Annotated in this window: 15 protein-coding genes; 6 read left to right on the forward strand and 9 right to left on the reverse strand. The window is 67.5% G+C overall.

Annotated features, from left to right (window positions below; genetic code table 11):
• The first annotated feature begins 57 nt into the window (after positions 1-57).
• The 4 genes from IL252_RS12000 to IL252_RS12015 all read left to right on the forward strand — a co-directional run bounded on the left by IL252_RS12000 (position 58) and on the right by IL252_RS12015 (position 1,919).
• Complete coding sequence (locus IL252_RS12000) at positions 58-792, forward strand: sporulation protein (protein ID WP_208628187.1); 735 nt, start codon at positions 58-60, stop codon at positions 790-792.
• Positions 793-935: 143 nt separating this feature from the next.
• Positions 936-1,106, forward strand: a complete 171-nt coding sequence (locus IL252_RS12005) for a hypothetical protein (protein ID WP_170093929.1) — start codon at positions 936-938, stop codon at positions 1,104-1,106.
• A 126-nt stretch (positions 1,107-1,232) separates the two neighbouring features.
• Positions 1,233-1,424, forward strand: a complete 192-nt coding sequence (locus tag IL252_RS12010; RefSeq protein WP_170093928.1) for a hypothetical protein — start codon at positions 1,233-1,235, stop codon at positions 1,422-1,424.
• Positions 1,425-1,553: 129 nt separating this feature from the next.
• Positions 1,554-1,919 (forward strand): response regulator, encoded by a 366-nt coding sequence (locus IL252_RS12015; protein WP_208628188.1) that lies wholly within the window; start codon positions 1,554-1,556, stop codon positions 1,917-1,919.
• A 2-nt stretch (positions 1,920-1,921) separates the two neighbouring features.
• Here IL252_RS12015 and IL252_RS12020 read toward each other — a convergent pair whose 3' ends face one another.
• The 4 genes from IL252_RS12020 to gcvPA all read right to left on the reverse strand — a co-directional run bounded on the left by IL252_RS12020 (position 1,922) and on the right by gcvPA (position 8,359).
• Positions 1,922-5,050 carry a PAS domain S-box protein gene (locus IL252_RS12020; RefSeq protein WP_208628189.1) on the reverse strand — a complete coding sequence of 1,043 codons (3,129 nt, stop codon included), beginning with the start codon at positions 5,048-5,050 and terminating at the stop codon, positions 1,922-1,924.
• A gap of 80 nt (positions 5,051-5,130) precedes the next feature.
• Positions 5,131-5,559, reverse strand: coding sequence for a CopG family ribbon-helix-helix protein (locus IL252_RS12025; protein WP_015762852.1), 429 nt, complete (start codon positions 5,557-5,559; stop codon positions 5,131-5,133).
• Positions 5,560-5,609: 50 nt separating this feature from the next.
• The gene (gene gcvPB / locus IL252_RS12030; protein WP_208628190.1) at positions 5,610-7,025 is read right to left on the reverse strand and encodes an aminomethyl-transferring glycine dehydrogenase subunit GcvPB; all 1,416 of its coding nucleotides are present in this window, start codon (positions 7,023-7,025) and stop codon (positions 5,610-5,612) included.
• Positions 7,022-8,359: an aminomethyl-transferring glycine dehydrogenase subunit GcvPA gene (gene gcvPA / locus IL252_RS12035; RefSeq protein ID WP_208628191.1), complete on the reverse strand. Its 1,338-nt coding sequence runs from the start codon at positions 8,357-8,359 to the stop codon at positions 7,022-7,024. The genes gcvPB and gcvPA overlap by 4 nt, the downstream gene beginning before the upstream one ends.
• 125 nt (positions 8,360-8,484) lie before the next feature.
• On the opposite strand from gcvPA, the gene IL252_RS12040 reads away from it, so the two are divergent.
• Positions 8,485-9,039, forward strand: coding sequence for a hypothetical protein (locus IL252_RS12040; RefSeq protein ID WP_208628192.1), 555 nt, complete (start codon positions 8,485-8,487; stop codon positions 9,037-9,039).
• A gap of 22 nt (positions 9,040-9,061) precedes the next feature.
• Here IL252_RS12040 and gcvH read toward each other — a convergent pair whose 3' ends face one another.
• From gcvH to IL252_RS12060, 4 genes are all read right to left on the reverse strand, one after another.
• A complete protein-coding gene (gcvH, locus tag IL252_RS12045) occupies positions 9,062-9,442 on the reverse strand; it encodes a glycine cleavage system protein GcvH (protein ID WP_208628193.1) in 381 nt (126 codons plus the stop codon).
• Positions 9,439-10,530 (reverse strand): glycine cleavage system aminomethyltransferase GcvT, encoded by a 1,092-nt coding sequence (gcvT, locus tag IL252_RS12050; protein ID WP_208628194.1) that lies wholly within the window; start codon positions 10,528-10,530, stop codon positions 9,439-9,441. The genes gcvH and gcvT overlap by 4 nt, the downstream gene beginning before the upstream one ends.
• 121 nt (positions 10,531-10,651) lie before the next feature.
• A complete protein-coding gene (locus tag IL252_RS12055) occupies positions 10,652-11,641 on the reverse strand; it encodes a cytochrome d ubiquinol oxidase subunit II (RefSeq protein ID WP_208628195.1) in 990 nt (329 codons plus the stop codon).
• Entirely contained in the window at positions 11,634-13,088 is a 1,455-nt protein-coding gene (locus IL252_RS12060; RefSeq protein ID WP_208628196.1) for a cytochrome ubiquinol oxidase subunit I, read from the reverse strand. The genes IL252_RS12055 and IL252_RS12060 overlap by 8 nt, the downstream gene beginning before the upstream one ends.
• 231 nt (positions 13,089-13,319) lie before the next feature.
• Here IL252_RS12060 and IL252_RS12065 point away from each other — a divergent pair, with 231 nt between their 5' ends.
• Positions 13,320-13,727, forward strand: a complete 408-nt coding sequence (locus IL252_RS12065) for a disulfide bond formation protein B (protein WP_208628197.1) — start codon at positions 13,320-13,322, stop codon at positions 13,725-13,727.
• 9 nt (positions 13,728-13,736) lie between these two features.
• Here IL252_RS12065 and IL252_RS12070 read toward each other — a convergent pair whose 3' ends face one another.
• The gene (locus IL252_RS12070) at positions 13,737-15,896 is read right to left on the reverse strand and encodes a glycoside hydrolase family 3 C-terminal domain-containing protein (protein ID WP_208628198.1); all 2,160 of its coding nucleotides are present in this window, start codon (positions 15,894-15,896) and stop codon (positions 13,737-13,739) included.
• Between the last annotated feature and the right edge of the window lie 54 nt (positions 15,897-15,950).

Raw genomic sequence — 15,950 nt, forward strand, 5'->3', positions numbered from 1 at the left:
GCACATCGCCACCGACACGAAGTTTATGTCGAACGACGCAGCATCTCCGACGGAGCCATGAAGAACGTCCTCGCGAGTATCGGAATCGGTAACGCCTCCGTCGACACAGTCCTGCCCTCCGAGACCGTCCAGCCGGGCGAGACAGTCGACGCGCAAGTACAGATCGTCGGCGGCAACGCCGAACAGGAGATCGGGACGATCCGCTTCGAGATCGAGACCAGGTACCTGACCGACGAGGGATACGAGGAAGTCGACGTCGACCGCTTCACTCTCGCCGAAGGGCTGACGATCGAGCCCGATCAGGAGGAGACCCGTGACGTATCGATCGACGTGCCGTACGACACGCCGGTGACGATCGGTAACGTCGACGTGTGGATCGAGACCGAACTGGACATCGACCTCGCGGTCGACCCCGAAGACACGGACTACCTCGACGTGCGCCCGACCGACCGTCTCCAGACCGTCTTCGACGCGATGGAGGAGCTGGGCTTTACCCTCCACACCGCCGAGTGCGAGGCCGACCCATACGGGCGCTACACCGGGAGCCGGTTCGTTCAGGAGTTCGAGTTCCGCGTCCAGTCGGGCCAGTTCCGTGGCGACCTCGACGAGGTCGAACTCGTCGCCCGACCCGGCCCCGACGAACTGGAGCTGTTCGTCGAGATCGACCGCAAGGGCGGCCTGCTGAGCGAGATGACAGACACCGACGAACGGACGACTCGGGTGACGATCACGTCGACCGATCGCGCGGCCGTGCGAGAGCAACTCGGCGACGCGATCGAACAGCACGCCTGACCAGGCAGCCCGGTTTCTGCGTTCGCGTTCGAGCTTCCCAGCGGCGCATCCCGAGGCTATCGGCCATCGATTCGATATCGCGGATATTCGTTTATCGATCGAGAACCGGGAGCTTCAATTACACCCGCGAAAAAGCCGGTCGTATGGCAATGGACCTTGAGCACTACTGTCCCGAGTGCGAGGAGTACCGGACGTTCTGGAAAGTCGCGAGTACGACCATGCATCTGGGGACGAAGACGAAGTGGCACTGCGAGGAGTGTGAGTACGGCTTCGTCCGCATCGACGGCGAAGTCGACACCGGCGCGACGGCCTGATCGGCAACGACGGCGCGGACGGGCGGAGCCACCGACGACAATCCGTCGGCGTGGTCAATAGCGACTATAGCTCTCGATAGCACTCTTAGTAGCCGTTTTTGCCTTCCGCTATGAGTGCCGAACTGAATGAGCCTGCACGGCACCCGCGCGACGGCATGCGCTGGTCGAGCCCTGGAATTGCAAGCGACGGTCGTCGAGTACGACGACGCTCCCGATCGCTGTACGGTGTCGCCCCGGAGCGTCGAGGAGGGTGAGCGAACGACCACCTGGCTGAGTGCCGACCGGGACGTGTTCGAGGACCTGGCCGCGATGCGGTGATACTGGGGACAGACAGCGTGACCGCTCTCGTCACCGCGTGGTGGCGAGTCACCCCAAAAAGCGACAGCCGGCAGGAAGAGACTCCGCGACCCTGGGGTTTAACCCAGTGTGTACCATTCACATGTGACGATGGCAATCGAGGTCCTGATCGTAGACGAAGACGAAGACGTACTCGAGATCACCGAGGCATTTCTGGGGAGACAGGACGGACTGACGGTCGCGACCGAGAGCGATCCGGAAGCGGCTCTCGAGGCGGTGCGTGGCGGTTCCTTCGATGCCGTCGTGAGCGACCTGACGATGCCCAAACTCGACGGACTCGAACTCTGTCAGGAGATCCGCGCGAGTCGGCCGGAGATCCCGTTTCTGGTGTTTACCGGCCGCGACGAGGGCGACATCGACGACGCGGCGGCCGCTTGCCCGACCGCGTTCGTCAAGAAGAGCACGGGCACCGAGCAGTACGCGGCCCTGGCCCGAGAGATCCGAGAGGCCCTGTAGGTTCAGCGGTCTGTGTGGGGCACGCGGAGCGTCACCGTCGTTCCGGCAGTGTTCTCGAAGGTCACGGTGCCGCCGTAGGACTCGATCAGCCACGTGATGAGCCACAGGCCCAGCCCGGTGCCGTGTGTCAGTTGCGTGATCTCTGCGTCGCCGGTGACGACGGCGAGTTCGTCCGCCGGAATGCCGCTGCCGTCGTCCTCGATCCGGATACAGACGCTCTCGGCGTCGGCCGTCACGTCGACGGAGACGGTCGGTGCCTCGTTGTGTTCCAGGGCGTTCTCGACGGTCTCGTACAGCGCCGTTCGGAGCCGCGGGTCCGCGATGGGTGGAACGGGCTCACAGTCGGTCCGGAGCGTCGCCTCGGGGTGCTCGGTCGCGAGTTCGTCGACGACGCTCTCGACGATGTCTGGTACCGAGACGGAGTCCGTCGTCGCGGGGTCCCGGCGGACGGCCGCCTCGATCTCGCGGGCCCGGTCCGACAGCGAGACGACGCCCTCGGCCTTTCGAAGGAGTCGTTTGAGGAGGGTGCGTTTCTCCTCGTCGTCGGCGCGGCCGACCAGTTCCTCGGCCGTCCCCAGAATGACGGTCATGTCGTTGCGGAGGTTGTGGCGCAACACGCGATTCAGGACTTCGAGCCGCCGCTGGCGCTCGCGCTGCTCTGTGATGTCGGTGTAGATACCGAAGGCGAACTGCCGGCCGTCGCCCCGCTGATAGGGGACCGCTCGGAAGAGAAAGTCTCGGAACCCGTCGGCCGTCCAGCGTCTGAGTTCGCCCTGGGCGGACTCGCCGTCGACGACCGCAGACAGCGAGGGATCAGTCGACTCCGAGTCGTCCGGCCCCCGCAGCAGGGAACCGAGCGTCCGACCCGACAGCGACGAGTCGCCGAGATCGAACGTCTCGGCGAACGCGGGATTGGCCGATCGAACGACCGGCTCGCCGTCGATCAGCTCCGCCTCCACGACCGGGTCCGGCAGCGCGTCGAAGAGGTAAGAAAAGCGAGTCTGTTCCTGGTGGAGCCGTTCGCGGGTCTGCTGGAGTTCCGTCCGGTCGCGGACGACGCCGACGGTTCCCTGGAACGCACCCTCACCGGCGATGAGCGAGATTTCGATCTCGACCGGTCGGTCGTTGCCGTCTGCCGTCGACAGCTCGGTCTGTACGTCTGCGTGGTCGGCGTCTCCACGGCGGAGCGATCCGATCTCGGCTTCGAACCGGCCGACCGTCGCGTCGTCGAGGACGATCTCCGGGCGCGCCCCGAGGAGTTCGGACCGGTCGAAGCCGAGGTACGTCGCCAGCGGCTGTGTGACCAGCTGGAATCGGCCTTCGTCGTCGAGGACGTACAGCATGTCGTTGACGTTCTCGACGGCCGTTTCGTAGCGTAACAGCTCCTGTTCGCGATCGACGCGCTCGAACGCCGCCGCGGCGTTCGAAGCGAGAATCTCGGCGATCGATCGGTCGCTGTCGTCGAAGGCGCGTGGCTCAGTGCTGGCGACCGTACAGACCCCGTACTCACCGAGTGGGAGGTAGATCGCCGACGCCGCCGGCCCGTTGTCGTAGCCGGCGCGGTCGTTCAGGTCGTCGACGACGAGCGTCTCCCCGGTCGTGAAGGCCTCACCGGGATACCCCTCGTCGCTGTCCCGGATCGGCCGATCGATCTCGGTGGCACCGTCACCCCCCGTGGCCATCGGAACGAGCGTGTCCTCGACGGGGTCGTGCAGTCGGACCAGATTGAGTTCGAATCCCAGCGTCTCGCTCGCGGCACCGGCGACGATCTCTGCGACCTCCGTCGGTGTCTGGGCGGCCATCAGCGATCGAGTGGTCTCTAACAGCCCCTCCAGAGCCTCGTCGCGTGTTCGCTGTGCGGTCACGTCACGGATCACGCCGGCAGTCCCGGCGAACGCGCCGTCGTCGCGCAGAATCGTCATGTGATCCTGTGCGGGAAAGGCGGTCCCATCGGCGCGCTGGATAGAAAGCTCGAACGTCTCCTCGTCGGCCCGGACCCCGCGGAGCATCTCCACGAGGATCGACTGGGCGCGGTCGACGGTCGCATCGTCCTTGATGCGGGCCGTGTGCGAGCCAAGCAGCGTCTCGCGGTCGTAGCCCGTGAGATCCGTCATCGCGTCGTTGACCAGCGTAAAGCGGCCCTCGTCGTCGAGCGCGTAGACGCCGTCGTCGACCGCCTCGATGATGTCGGCGTATCGCTGGAGCTCCGTCTCTCGCTGGTGGCGCTCGATCTCGTTGCCGACCCACTCGACGAGCAGGTTGACGAGGCGTTTCTCGGCGTCGGTAAACGACCGGTCTCGGGGATCCATCGCGGCGAAACACAGCGTACCGTAGGTCTCGCCGTCGACGACGACGGTCCCGCCGAGATAACAGGAGACGCCGAAGCTCTCGAAGGCCGGGTCGTCGCTCCACCCATCCCGCTCGGCGTCGGCGATCGTCAGCAGACCGTCCTGCTGGGTCGTCCGCCGACAGTACGTCTTCGACAGGGGCGCAGACATTCCCGCCCTGACCAGATCAGAGCGACCGGCCGTCACCTCGATCCGCTGGGTCGAGCCGTCGATCCGGGTGAAGTACCCGAAGGGGAGCCCGAGACGCTGGCGGCCGATCGCCAGAGCCCGACGGATCCGTTCTGTCTGCGTGAGATCGTTTCGCGACGCCAGCGTCGCGAGCGACTCCAGTGCCTCGTTAGTCGCCGTCAGCGCGTGCCGGCGTTGCTCGCGTTCCGAGATAGCGGCGCTGGCAGCCGCCGACTCTCCCGTTGGCTCGGGCGCGGAAGCATCGCCGGCTGCGCGATCGGCGACAACGGCTCGCACCCGGTCGGCGACCCGAACCGCGCCGTCTCGGGGCACGTACTCGGTCACGCCGTGCCGTGTGGCGGCGGCCGCGAGGGTCCCGTCGGCGACCGCCGTACAGAGGACGATCGGCAGCGAGGGCGATCGTTCGCGCAGCGCCGTCACCGCGTCGAGGCCGTTTTCGTCGCCGAGGGCCGCCTCGACGACGGCACAGTCCAGACTCGCCGTCTCGAAGTCAGCGCCGTCGATCCCATGGACGACGGTGACCGCGAAGCCGTCACCGAGTTCGGGGCCGGACCAGTCGGCGGGTCTGACGTGGAGGACGCGAAGAGCGGACATCGAACGGCGTCAGATAACGCGTGGAGGGAGATATATCAACCGGTCAACGCCAGACCGGAACGAAGCGAGGATCGAGGCGTTCACGCGCCCTCGAAGGTCGGTTCGAAGCCGTCGACCGGCGTCACCGAGTAGTCGATGGTCAGCGTGTCCTTGGTCGCTCGGATCTTGCCCACGAACGCAGAGATCTCGTCGAGTTGCCCCTCCAGAACGAACAGTTCCATACAGAAGGCGTCGCCGACGTGGCTGTGGAAGTTCGAGGCGACCAACCCCTCGTGTTCGTGGCGCAGGTGCATCATCCGCTCTTCGACGCTCGTGGTCTCATAGTTGAACAGGACGGTGACGACGCCGAGCAGTTCGCGATCTTCGAGCTTGCGGTCCTCGAACTCGCCGAGGAGGTTCCGTGCAGCCTCGCGGAACACCTCGCTCCGGCCGGTGTAACCGTGGTCTTCGGAGAACTCGTCGATCCGTTCGAGCAGTTCGTCGGGCATCGAGACGCTAACGACGGCCATGTTGTTAACTCAGCGCCAGTAAAATAATAAGGATTCCGTATTTCCGGCGACTATTCGTCCAGCGATTGCCAACTGAGGCGCGGCTCGCGAGCGGCGCGAACCTGGTCGATCCGGCGGGCCGCGGTCGACTCCGGGGCGCTCGCGAGCGTCTCGTCGCTCTCCCCGGCGACGGCGTCGAACGCCTCGGCCAGCTGGTCGAGCGTCCGTCGAGACTCGGCCTCGGTCGGTTCGGTCATCAGCGCCTCGGGCACGATCTCGGGCCACTTCGTCGTCGGCGGATGGACCCCGTAGTCGAGCATCCGCTTTGCCACGTCCGCGGCGTCCTGTTCGCCCGCGCTGGCGACGAACTCGTGATGGAAGGGACCGAAGGGGATCTCGTAGTCGATCTGCTCGGCGAGGTAGTTCGCGTTGAGGACGGCCTTCGCGCTGGCGTCGGCGAGCCCCGCGTCGCCCAGCCGGGCGATGTACGCGTAGGCCTTCAACAGGACCGGCCAGTTGCCGTAGAAGCCGTGGACCTTGCCGATCGAGTGGTCGGGATCGACGTACTCGTAGCCCCCGCCGGATGCCGCGACCCGCGGAGCGGGGAGAAACGGCGCGAGTTCGTCGGTGACGCCGATCGGCCCCGCGCCCGGCCCACCGCCGCCGTGGGGCGTCGCGAACGTCTTGTGGACGTTGTAGTGCATCACGTCGAAGCCCATGTCGCCGGGTCGAGCGCGGCCCAGCAGCGCGTTGAGGTTCGCACCGTCGTAGTACAGCAGGCCGCCAGCGTCGTGGACGATCTCGGCGATCGCCTCAATGTCGCGCTCGAACAGGCCCAGCGTGTTCGGGTTCGTCAGCATCAGCGCCGCGGTCTCCTCGCCGACAGCCGCTGCCAGCGCGTCGAGGTCGACGCGGCCGTCGTCGTCGCCGGCCAGCGAGACCACGTCGTAGCCCGCCATCGCCGCACTGGCGAAGTTGGTGCCGTGGGCCGACTCGGGGATCAGGACCTCACTCCGGTCCTCGCCGTTGTGCTCGTGGTAGGCCTTCGCGACGAGGATCCCCGCGAACTCGCCGGCCGCACCGGCGGGGGGCTGGAGCGAGACGGCGTCCATCCCGCCGATCCGCCCGAGATAGTCCTGGAGGCGGTACAGCAGTTCCAGCGTTCCCTGCGTCGTCTCCGTCGGCTGGTCCGGATGGACGGCCGCGTCGGGGCTGGCGGCCAGATCCTCGGTGAACGAGGGGTTGTACTTCATCGTACACGATCCCAGCGGGAAGGGGCCGCTCTCGACGCCGTAGTTCGTCTGTGAGAGGCGCGTGTAGTGGCGGGCCAGCTCGGGTTCGCTCACGTCGGGCAGGGTCAGGGAGTCGCGGGTCAGATCGTCGGGCAAGGGTCCGTCCGCGGTCGAGACCGTTTCGCTGGACTTCTCCGAGAGCAGCGGTTCGTACCGGTCGTCGTCGTCCATCCAGCGGGCCTGTGAGTAGTTCATCGGGCCACCTCCGCGAGGGTGTCGACGAAGTCGTCGACGGCGCGTTCGGTCGTCTCGGTCGCACAGATCTGTATCTCGTGGTCGCCGACCGCGTGGACCGCGTACCCCTCGTCCGCGAGGTCGGCGCGGATCGCCTCGGCGGACTGGTCGGTGTGGGCCACGAACTCGCGGAAGTGATGGCGGTCGTGGACCGGCGCTCGCACGCCGCTGATCCCGTCGATCCGCGCCGCGAGATCGCGAGCGCGGGTGACACAGGACTCCGCGAGGTCGAGCAGGCCGTCGGGGCCGAGCCAGGCAGCGTGCATCGCCGCTCGCAGCGCGACCCAGGCCTGGTTCGTACAGATGTTCGACGTGGCTCGCTCGCGGCGAATGTGCTGTTCGCGCGTCTGGAGCGTGAGCGTGTAGGCCCGCCGGCCGCTGTCGTCTTCGGCCGCGCCGACGAGGCGTCCCGGGACCTGCCGGAGGTACTCTTCACGCGTGACGAACAGCCCGAGTCCGAACCCGTAGGCCGTGCCGGTCCCCAGCGAACTCGCGTCGCCGACGACCACGTCCGCGCCGACGCTTGCCGGCGTTTCGAGCAGCGCCATCGCCACCGGGTCCGTCCCGAGACAGAACAGCGCGTCGTGGTCGTCGGCGGCGTCGCCGACGGCGGCCAGCCCTTCCTCGATAGTGCCCCGGACCGTCGGGTTCTCGGCGTAGACCATCGCCACGTCGTCGTCGAGTGCCTCCCGTAGGGCGTCGAGATCGACGTTCCCGTCCGTCGTCGGGTACGTCTCGACGGTCAGCCCCGGCCCCGCGGCGTAGTTGTCCAGGACGGCGCGCTTGCCCGCTCGCAGCAGGTCCGGCACGAGCACCCGGTCACCGGAGATGCTCCGGAGCCGCTGAGAGAGTGTCGCGGCCTCCCCCAGCGCCGTCGCGGCGTCGTACATCGAGCAGTTCGCGACGCCCAGGCCCGTCAGCTCGACCAGCATCGACTGGTACTCGAACAGCGCCTGCAAGAACCCCTGTGCGATCTCTGGCTGGTACTGGGTGTAGGAGGTCAGAAACTCCGAGCGGCCCGCCAGGTCGTCGACGACGCTGGGGACGTAGTGGTCGTAGTGACCTCGGCCCAAAAACGCCGTCAGGTCGTCGTTGCGCCCGAGGATCCCCTCGACGTGCGAGCGCGTCTCCCGCTCGGAGCGTTCCGGAATGTCGAAGTCCGCGTCGAAGGCAACGGACTCGGGGATGTCGAACAGTGCGGCCTCGTTGTCGACGCCGACGGCGTCGAGCATCGCCGCCGTCGTCGCCGCCGTGTGCGGTGCGTACGGTGTCCCGCGAGAATCGTCTTCGCTCATGATGTAGGTCGTCCCCGTAGGGACGTGATAGGCGAGGCTTACGGCTGGGCCTACATTAGTGTGCGCGTTCCAGAGCAGTCGCGGCGACCGAAACGCCTACCGGCGTGCTCTCGGAACGGAGCGCCATGCGTGTCCCCCGTCGCGAACTCCTCCTGAGCGGCGCAGCACTGCTCGCCGGCTGCTCGGCGCTGGGCGGCGAGCAGACGCCGACGCCCACACCGCCGGACGGCGACGACGACGGCGTTCCCGACCGCGCCGACGACTACCCCGACGACCCTCGTCGAGCGTTCACGTCGAGCAGCAGTGAGGGTATCGTCGAGCTCGCGCCGGGCGAGTTCAGCGCCCACCAGTTACAGAACGACGACGCGGCTGGTGGCTCCTATCTGAGCTACGAGGTGTCGGTCGTCGACGACGCGACCGTCGACGTACTGGTGTTCGAGCGCGCGGCCTACGACGCCTACCAGAGCGGGGCCCGAGACGTGTCGGTCGTCGACGAGTACACCCGTCAGAACGTCAGTGAGACGGCGCTGGTCGAACGACTGGACGACCGAGCGCTGCTCCTGGCGCTGGACAACACCGACCAGCAGACACCGGCGACCGACGACCCGATCGAAGTCGAGTTCGAGCTGGCCATCGCCGAGCCACCGGGAGCGCCGGCCGAGACGACGACCACGGAGTGAGACGGCCGGCGGTTCGAGCCGGTCAGGCGATCTGGTCGCGGTACTCGCCGGGCGAGAGCAGGTCGTCCAGTTCGGACTCGTCGGCCAGTTCGAGTGCCAGCAGCCAGCCGTCGCCGTAGGGATCGTCGTTGACCAGTTCGGGCTCGTCGAATAGGGCGTCGTTGACCGCGGTGACGGTCCCGGAGACGGGCGCGTAGATGTCCGAGACCGCCTTGATCGATTCGACGACGCCGAACTCCTCGCCGGCGGTCAGTTCCTCGCCCTCGTCGGGCAGTTCGACGAAGACCACGTCGCCGAGTTCGTCCTGCGCGAAGTCAGAGATGCCGATCGTCGCGTCGTCTGCCTGTCGCACCCACTCGTGGGAGTCGAGGTACCGACAGTCGTCGGGAACGTCGAAGCTCATCTATCGAGGAATGGCGTGGTCCTGATACGTGCCTTCTTCGGTTCGCCCCGAACGACGACCCGGACCATCCGTCCGGGTTCGATCTCGTCGGCGTCGAGATACGCGAGCGCGATCGGTTCGCCCAGCGTCGGGCTCATCGTCCCGCTGGTGACCGTGCCGAGGTGGTCGCCGTCCGGCGTCGTCACGTCGTAGCCCGCACGCGGAACGCCGCGGTCGATCAGCGACAGGCCGGTCAGCTTCTCCGCGGGACCCTCCACGTCGACGCCTTCCAGCGCGTCGCGACCCACGAACTCGGTGTCGAGGTCGACGACGAAGCCGATCCCTGCCTCGTAGGGGTTGCGGGGGTCGTCGTCGGGATCGAAGTCCTGCCCGGAGAGGAGAAAGCCCATCTCCAGTCTGAGCGTGTCCCGCGCGCCCAGTCCGCAGGGCTGACAGGCCAGTGCCTCCCAGACGGTACCGGTCTCGTCCCACGGCACGACGAGTTCGTAGCCCGCTTCGCCGGTGTATCCGGTCGTCGCGACGAGGGTCTCGACGCCCGCGACCGTGGCTGTGGCGATCTCGAAGCGGCCCAGTTCGTCCAGCGACAGCGTCGTCTCGTCTGCGAGCAGCGACGGTGCGTCGGGTCCCTGGAGCGCGATCAGGCCGTACTCGGTCGTCCGATTGTCGACGCTGGCGTCGAGACCGTGTTCGGCCGCGTACTCGCGCCACCGCGTCGCCATCTGCTCGTCGTGGCCGGCGTTGGGGATGAACAGGTACGCGCCCTCGACGGCCTCTGGCAGCCGGTAGACGACGGTGTCGTCGAGCATCACCCCGTCTTCGCGGGTGATCGCCGCGTAGTGTGCCTGTCCGGGCCGGAGGTCGGTCGCGTCGTTCGTCGTGAGCCGCTGCATCAGCCCCGTCGCGTCGGGCCCCGAGACGACGATCTCGCCCATGTGAGACACGTCGAACTTGCCGGCCGTCTCGCGGACGGCGGCGTGTTCGGTCCGAATCGAGTCGAACTCGACGGGCATCTCCCAGCCGCCGAAGTCAGTGAAGCTCGCCTCGGCCGCGGCGTGAACGTCGTCAAGAGGGGGTGCTCGTAGACCCATGTCGCTGCGCTCGCCCGGCGCGGGCTTATCGTTTGGTCTTTCGTGCGTTCGATCAGCGGTGTATAAACTATATTCCGCGATATAGAATAGCGCTCGGCGCTCCGAGCGACGCCGCCCCGCGCTATGCCTCCGAGCCGTCGACCGGTCCGGCGAACGTCCCGTAGAGGAACTTGAAGTACCACAGCACGAGCGCCAACACCGGCAGCCCGAGAACGGTCGTGAGGTTGAGCGCGAGCGGGGAGACGACGGCGGCGTCGACTGTCAGCCCGCTGGCCGGATGCAGTCTCGGATAGAGCAACACTGCGACGAGGCCGACGAGTGCGAACGAGAGTCCGAACGCCGTCCCGAACCAGAGGCGGTGCCTGTCGAGGCGGGCGGCGGCGAGACCCGCCCCGGCGAACGAGACGGTGGCGAGGACAGCGCCGAGCGCCGGGGCCGAGAGCAACAGCGCCCGGACGTTCGACGGGTTCGTGAGAGCGACGACCGCAAGCAGGACGACGACGCCGACGAGGTAGACGACCGTCGCCGTGGTTCCGTAGCGAACCATCGCGTCGGCCAGCGAGCCGCTCGTCTTCGCGGCGACGAAGGCCGCGCCGCTGGTGACACAGAGCGCGACCAGGCCGACGCCCGTCAGCAGGCTCGGAACGCTCAGCGTCGGCGTCCCGAACGCCCAGCTCCCGACGAGGACGCCGAGCAGCAGCGGCGTCACCGTGCTGCCGAACACGAACAGCCGGTCACAGCGCCGTCGCCAGTCGGGATCGTCACGCTGCTCGCGCAGTTCCGGCGCGACGCCGCGGACGACCAGTCCCATCACGATCGCGATCGAGAGCAGGTAGTGCCCGCTCAGCAGCCGCGCGTAGATCGGCGGGAAGGCCGCGAGCAGCGTCGTCCCGAAGGCGACCAGCCACACCTCGTTGGCGTCCCAGATCGGACCGAACGCGGCGAGGAGCGTCTCTCGCTCGTGCTCGTCGCGAGTCGCGTACAGCATCCCGATGCCGAAGTCCAGGCCGTCGAGAGCGACGTACATCGCCAGCGAGAACACGACGACGCCGAACCAGATCGTCGGCAAGGAGTCGACGAGATACCGGTCGACGGGCAGCAACTCAGTCATCGCCGCTCACCCCCGGGAGGCGTGGCCGGCTGGTGTCGTCGACCGTACGGACGCCCATGCGTTCGAGTTCGCCCTCGATCAGCCACTTGAGGACGGCACCGAAGGCGGCGAGCAAGGCGAGATACAGCACGACGAACGCCACCAGTGTCCCGGTGGCCTCGATGGCGGTGAGGCTCCGCGAGACCGCGTCGCTGGTCTTGAGGACGCCCTGAACGACCCACGGCTGACGGCCGATCTCGGTGACGTACCACCCGGTCAGCAGCGCCACGTAGCCCAGTGGGCTCGACAGCATCATCGCCCGTAAGTACCGCCCGGAGTCGGCAAGGCGGCCCTTGCGGAGTCGGTTGCCGCCCCACAGCGCCAGCCCGACGAACAGGAAGCCGAGTCCGACCATCAGCCGGAACGACCAGAACACGAGCGCGACGGGAGGGTTCTCGTCGTACTCGTGTAACCCGACGACTTCGGCCGAGAAGTCACCCCCGCTGGCGAGGAACGATCCGAGCCCGGGGAGACTGATCGTAAAGAGGTTGTCCGTCCGGGGGTCGGTCAGCGCGTCGAGACTCCGCGGAATCGCGATCAGGTGGAGGTCCGCCTGCCCGGTCTCGTAGTGGGCTTCCATCGCCGCGAACTTCTGGGGCTGGGTGTCGGCCACGTGTCGCCCGTACGCGTCCCCGTGAAGCGCCTGCAGCGGAGCAGTGATCAACAGGACGACGACGGCCATGCGGAGGGCCGTGTTCCAGGCCACGGAGTCGCGATTCCGCCAGACGAAGTACGCGGCGATCCCGGCGACGACCAGCGTCACGGCGATCACCGACGCGTTCATCATGTGAACGTACATCCAGGGCATCCGCGGCGTGAAAAACGCGGCAACGGGATCGGTGAGTCTGGCGATCTCGACGCCGTTTCGCTCGACGAGTTCGAACCCACGCGGTGTCTGCATCCAGGCGTTGACGACGAGAATCCAGAAGCCCGAGAGCCACGCGCCGACGCCGGTCAGTATCGACGAGAGGACGTACGTCCGGTCGGAGACCCGTTCACGGCCGAACAGGAGAATCCCGAGGAAGACGGCTTCGAGGAAGAACGCCATCTTCGCTTCGAACGCCAGCGGGCCGCCGATCAGTTCGCCACTGACCGCCGCGAAGCGCGGGAAGTTCGTCCCGAACTGGAAGCTCATCGGGATCCCCGTCACGGTGCCCATCACGAAGCCGACGGCGAACACGTTGATCCAGAACGATCGGAGCCGCGTGTACGCCGGGTCGTCGCTTCGAACGTCCTTCCAGGTGAAATAGACGATGTACGGGGCGAGCCCGATCGAGAGCGCCGCAAAGAGGATGTGGACGGTGATCGTCCACCCGAACTGGAGCCGGCTGGCGAGCTCCGGAGACAGTAGAATATTGTTTTGTGCGAGCAATACTGTGCCGTCGACCAGGGCTCCTGTGGCGGACACTGTGATCTCCTCGTTCCGCTCAGTACTACTTCCCTCCCACACATAGCGGTTTCATCGGTTTTCAGGAACTGGGAATCGTCTCCGTGGATAGTTGTGGTACAACCGTCGAAATTCCCAGAGCGGTTTCTCCGCCGATCGCGGGACGCCGCCGTCTCCCGGCCGACACTGGCGAAGAGAGCACAGCAGCTCGAACCGTGTAAACTAAGCACTGACTGGTGAAACGAATGTGCAATGAACGCACGGACCGACGGGCGGTCACGTCACTGGCTGGCGGCCGGAGCGATCGTCGCAGCCATCGCGACGGCCGGGAGCCTCTGGTTCAGCCTCGGGCTCGGGCTGGTGCCGTGCGAGCTGTGCTGGTACCAGCGCATTCTCATGTATCCGCTGGTGGTCGTCCTCGGCGTCGCCGCGATCGAGGACCGACCGGGGGTGTGGCGGACCGCACTGCCGCTGTCGGTGCTCGGAGGCGGCGTCGCGGCGTACCACTCGTACCTGCAGGCGACAGTGGACAGTTGCACGCTGAACGGCCCGTGTGCAGCGGTCCAGTGGCAGTCGCCGCTGCTCGGGCTGACGATTCCGAACCTCGCGCTGGTGGGGTTCGTGCTCGTGACCCTGGCCGTCGTCGCCGCCACGCGGTGATCGGCGACGCTATCGCTCGATGTCGGCCGACAGCCGCAGGTCACGCGAGGAGCGCCCGACTGCGACGGTGAAGCGGCCGTCGTCGATCGTCCAGCCGTCCGCGGCGTCGTAGCGACCGAGCGCGCGGTCGTCGAGGGTCAGCTCGACCGTCACCGTCTCGCCCGCCTCGATCGCGACGGCCTCGAACGCGGCCAGCTCGCGGGGCGGGCGTTCGAGGTCGTCGGGCGCGTCCGGCGCGTCGACGTAGGCCTGGACGACCTCGCGGCCGGCCCGCTCGCTCTCGTTCGAGACCGTAACAGAGACCGTCTCTCCCTCGACCGCGAGGTCCTCGTACGCGAAGGAGGCATAGGAGTGGCCGTGGCCGAAGGGATACGTCGGCTCGGCGTCGGTCGCGTCGAAGTGACGGTAGCCCACGAGCAGTCCCTCGGAGTACTCGGCCACGTCGTCGACACCGGGGAACTGTTCGGCCGTGTCGGCCGGATAGGCATCTTCCGGGGCGAACGTGACGGGGAGGCGACCGCCGGGGTCGGCGTCGCCGTAGAGGACGGCGGCGATCGACTCGCCGTGGGACTGGCCGGGATACCACTGGGAGACGACGGCGGCGACGTCCTCGCGCCAGGGGAGTTCGACGGGACCGCTGGTGTTCAGAACGACGATCGTGTCGTCGTTGGCCGCGGCCACGCGCTCGACGAGTGCGTCCTGCTCGCCGGGGAGCGCGATGGTGTCGCGGTCCGCGGCCTCCGTCGCCGCGTCACGGACGAACACGACGGCGGCGTCGGCCTCGCTCGCGGCGGCGACCGCCGCGTCGATCTCGGGATCGGGTTCCTCGTCGGCCTCGCTCGCGGCGTCGTCGCCCCCGAGCATGCCGTCGAACATCGACACCGACTCGACCGGGGCGAGACCGCGTGCGACGGCCACATCGCCGTCGGCCCGCGCCGTGATGCCCTCGACTGGGCTCGTCTCGTCGAAGGGGGTCGTCTCGGAGGAGCCCCCGCCGCCGAGGATCGCCTCGTCGACGTTCGGACCGACGACCGCGACGCTCGCGTCGTCGTCCAGCGGGAGCGCGTCCTCGTTTTTCAGCAGGACCGTGCCCCGCGTGGCGATGGTACGGGCCAGATCGCGGTGTTCGGGTTCGTCGGCGAGTTCGTCGTCGGTCCCGGAGTCCCGGCGGTCGTCGAGCAGTCCCGCCCACTCGATCGCGCTCAGGACGCGAGCGACCATGTCGTCGAGGCGCGCCTCGAGCAGGTCTCCGGCGGCGACGGCGTCGAGGAGATCGTCGGCGAAGTGCCCGCCCGCGCCGATGTCGGGCATCCCCTCGGCGATCTCCGGGTCCATCTCGTCGGCCACGGCCGACGGGTCCATCCCCATCGAGGCGAACTGCTCTTCGAGAGAGACGCCGGGCATCTCCACGTCGAGCCCACCGTTGGCGGCGCGCTGGGCCGACTCGGTCCCGAACCAGTCGGAGACGACGAACCCCTCGAAGCCCCACTCACCCTTGAGAACGTCACCGAGGAGGTGACGCTGTTCGCTCATGTACGTGCCGTTGACTCGGTTGTAGGCGGTCATCAGCGAGCGCGCACCGGCGTCGACTGCGTCGTGGAAGCCGGGGAGGTAGAGCTCTCGGAGCACGCGCTGGTCGACCGCGGCGCTGACGGACGCTCGGCGCGTCTCCTGGTTGTTGGCGACGTAGTGTTTCGGCGTCGCCACGACGCCGGTCGACTGGATCCCTGCGACGGCGGCACCCGCGAACGCGCCCGTCAGGATCGGGTCCTCGCTGTAGTACTCGAAGGTGCGCCCGCAGTGGGGCACCCGAATCAGGTTCAGTCCCGGCCCGAGCAACACGTCCTGGTCTCGGGCTTTGGCCTCCGCGCCCATCGCCTCGCCCTGGCGTCGTGCGAGCGCGGGATCGAACGTCGACGCCAGCGCGAGCGAGGCCGGGAACGCCGTCGCCGACTCCTCCGTTCTGACGCCGAGGGGGCCGTCGGCCAGGCGCAGTTCCGGCACGTCGAGTCGCTCGACACCGGGCAGGTACCCCGTCGCGTTGCCCTCGGGATCGACGGCTCCCCGAACGAGCGAGAGTTTCTCTTCGGCGGTGAGGTCGTCGACGAGTGTCGCGACCCGATCGGTCGGTTCGATGGTGTGGGTGACCGACTGCTCGCTGTCGCTCATATCTGACTGACCATTCAGTCAGCTTCGGCTTAAGCGTTCGGTTCCGGCCGGCCA

Origin of the sequence: Halomicrobium sp. IBSBa, assembly GCF_017612575.1 — an archaeon.
Lineage (GTDB): Archaea > Halobacteriota > Halobacteria > Halobacteriales > Haloarculaceae > Halomicrobium.

What these genes read in the sequence shown, in the direction of transcription:
- IL252_RS12000 (WP_208628187.1), top strand. Translation starts at nt 58, where the DNA reads ATGAAGAACGTCCTCGCGAGTATCGGAATCGGTAACGCCTCCGTCGAC.
- IL252_RS12005 (WP_170093929.1), top strand. Translation starts at nt 936, where the DNA reads ATGGCAATGGACCTTGAGCACTACTGTCCCGAGTGCGAGGAGTACCGG.
- IL252_RS12010 (WP_170093928.1), top strand. Translation starts at nt 1,233, where the DNA reads ATGAGCCTGCACGGCACCCGCGCGACGGCATGCGCTGGTCGAGCCCTG.
- IL252_RS12015 (WP_208628188.1), top strand. Translation starts at nt 1,554, where the DNA reads ATGGCAATCGAGGTCCTGATCGTAGACGAAGACGAAGACGTACTCGAG.
- IL252_RS12020 (WP_208628189.1), bottom strand. Translation starts at nt 5,050, where the DNA reads ATGTCCGCTCTTCGCGTCCTCCACGTCAGACCCGCCGACTGGTCCGGC.
- IL252_RS12025 (WP_015762852.1), bottom strand. Translation starts at nt 5,559, where the DNA reads ATGGCCGTCGTTAGCGTCTCGATGCCCGACGAACTGCTCGAACGGATC.
- gcvPB (WP_208628190.1), bottom strand. Translation starts at nt 7,025, where the DNA reads ATGAACTACTCACAGGCCCGCTGGATGGACGACGACGACCGGTACGAA.
- gcvPA (WP_208628191.1), bottom strand. Translation starts at nt 8,359, where the DNA reads ATGAGCGAAGACGATTCTCGCGGGACACCGTACGCACCGCACACGGCG.
- IL252_RS12040 (WP_208628192.1), top strand. Translation starts at nt 8,485, where the DNA reads ATGCGTGTCCCCCGTCGCGAACTCCTCCTGAGCGGCGCAGCACTGCTC.
- gcvH (WP_208628193.1), bottom strand. Translation starts at nt 9,442, where the DNA reads ATGAGCTTCGACGTTCCCGACGACTGTCGGTACCTCGACTCCCACGAG.
- gcvT (WP_208628194.1), bottom strand. Translation starts at nt 10,530, where the DNA reads ATGGGTCTACGAGCACCCCCTCTTGACGACGTTCACGCCGCGGCCGAG.
- IL252_RS12055 (WP_208628195.1), bottom strand. Translation starts at nt 11,641, where the DNA reads ATGACTGAGTTGCTGCCCGTCGACCGGTATCTCGTCGACTCCTTGCCG.
- IL252_RS12065 (WP_208628197.1), top strand. Translation starts at nt 13,320, where the DNA reads ATGAACGCACGGACCGACGGGCGGTCACGTCACTGGCTGGCGGCCGGA.
- IL252_RS12070 (WP_208628198.1), bottom strand. Translation starts at nt 15,896, where the DNA reads ATGAGCGACAGCGAGCAGTCGGTCACCCACACCATCGAACCGACCGAT.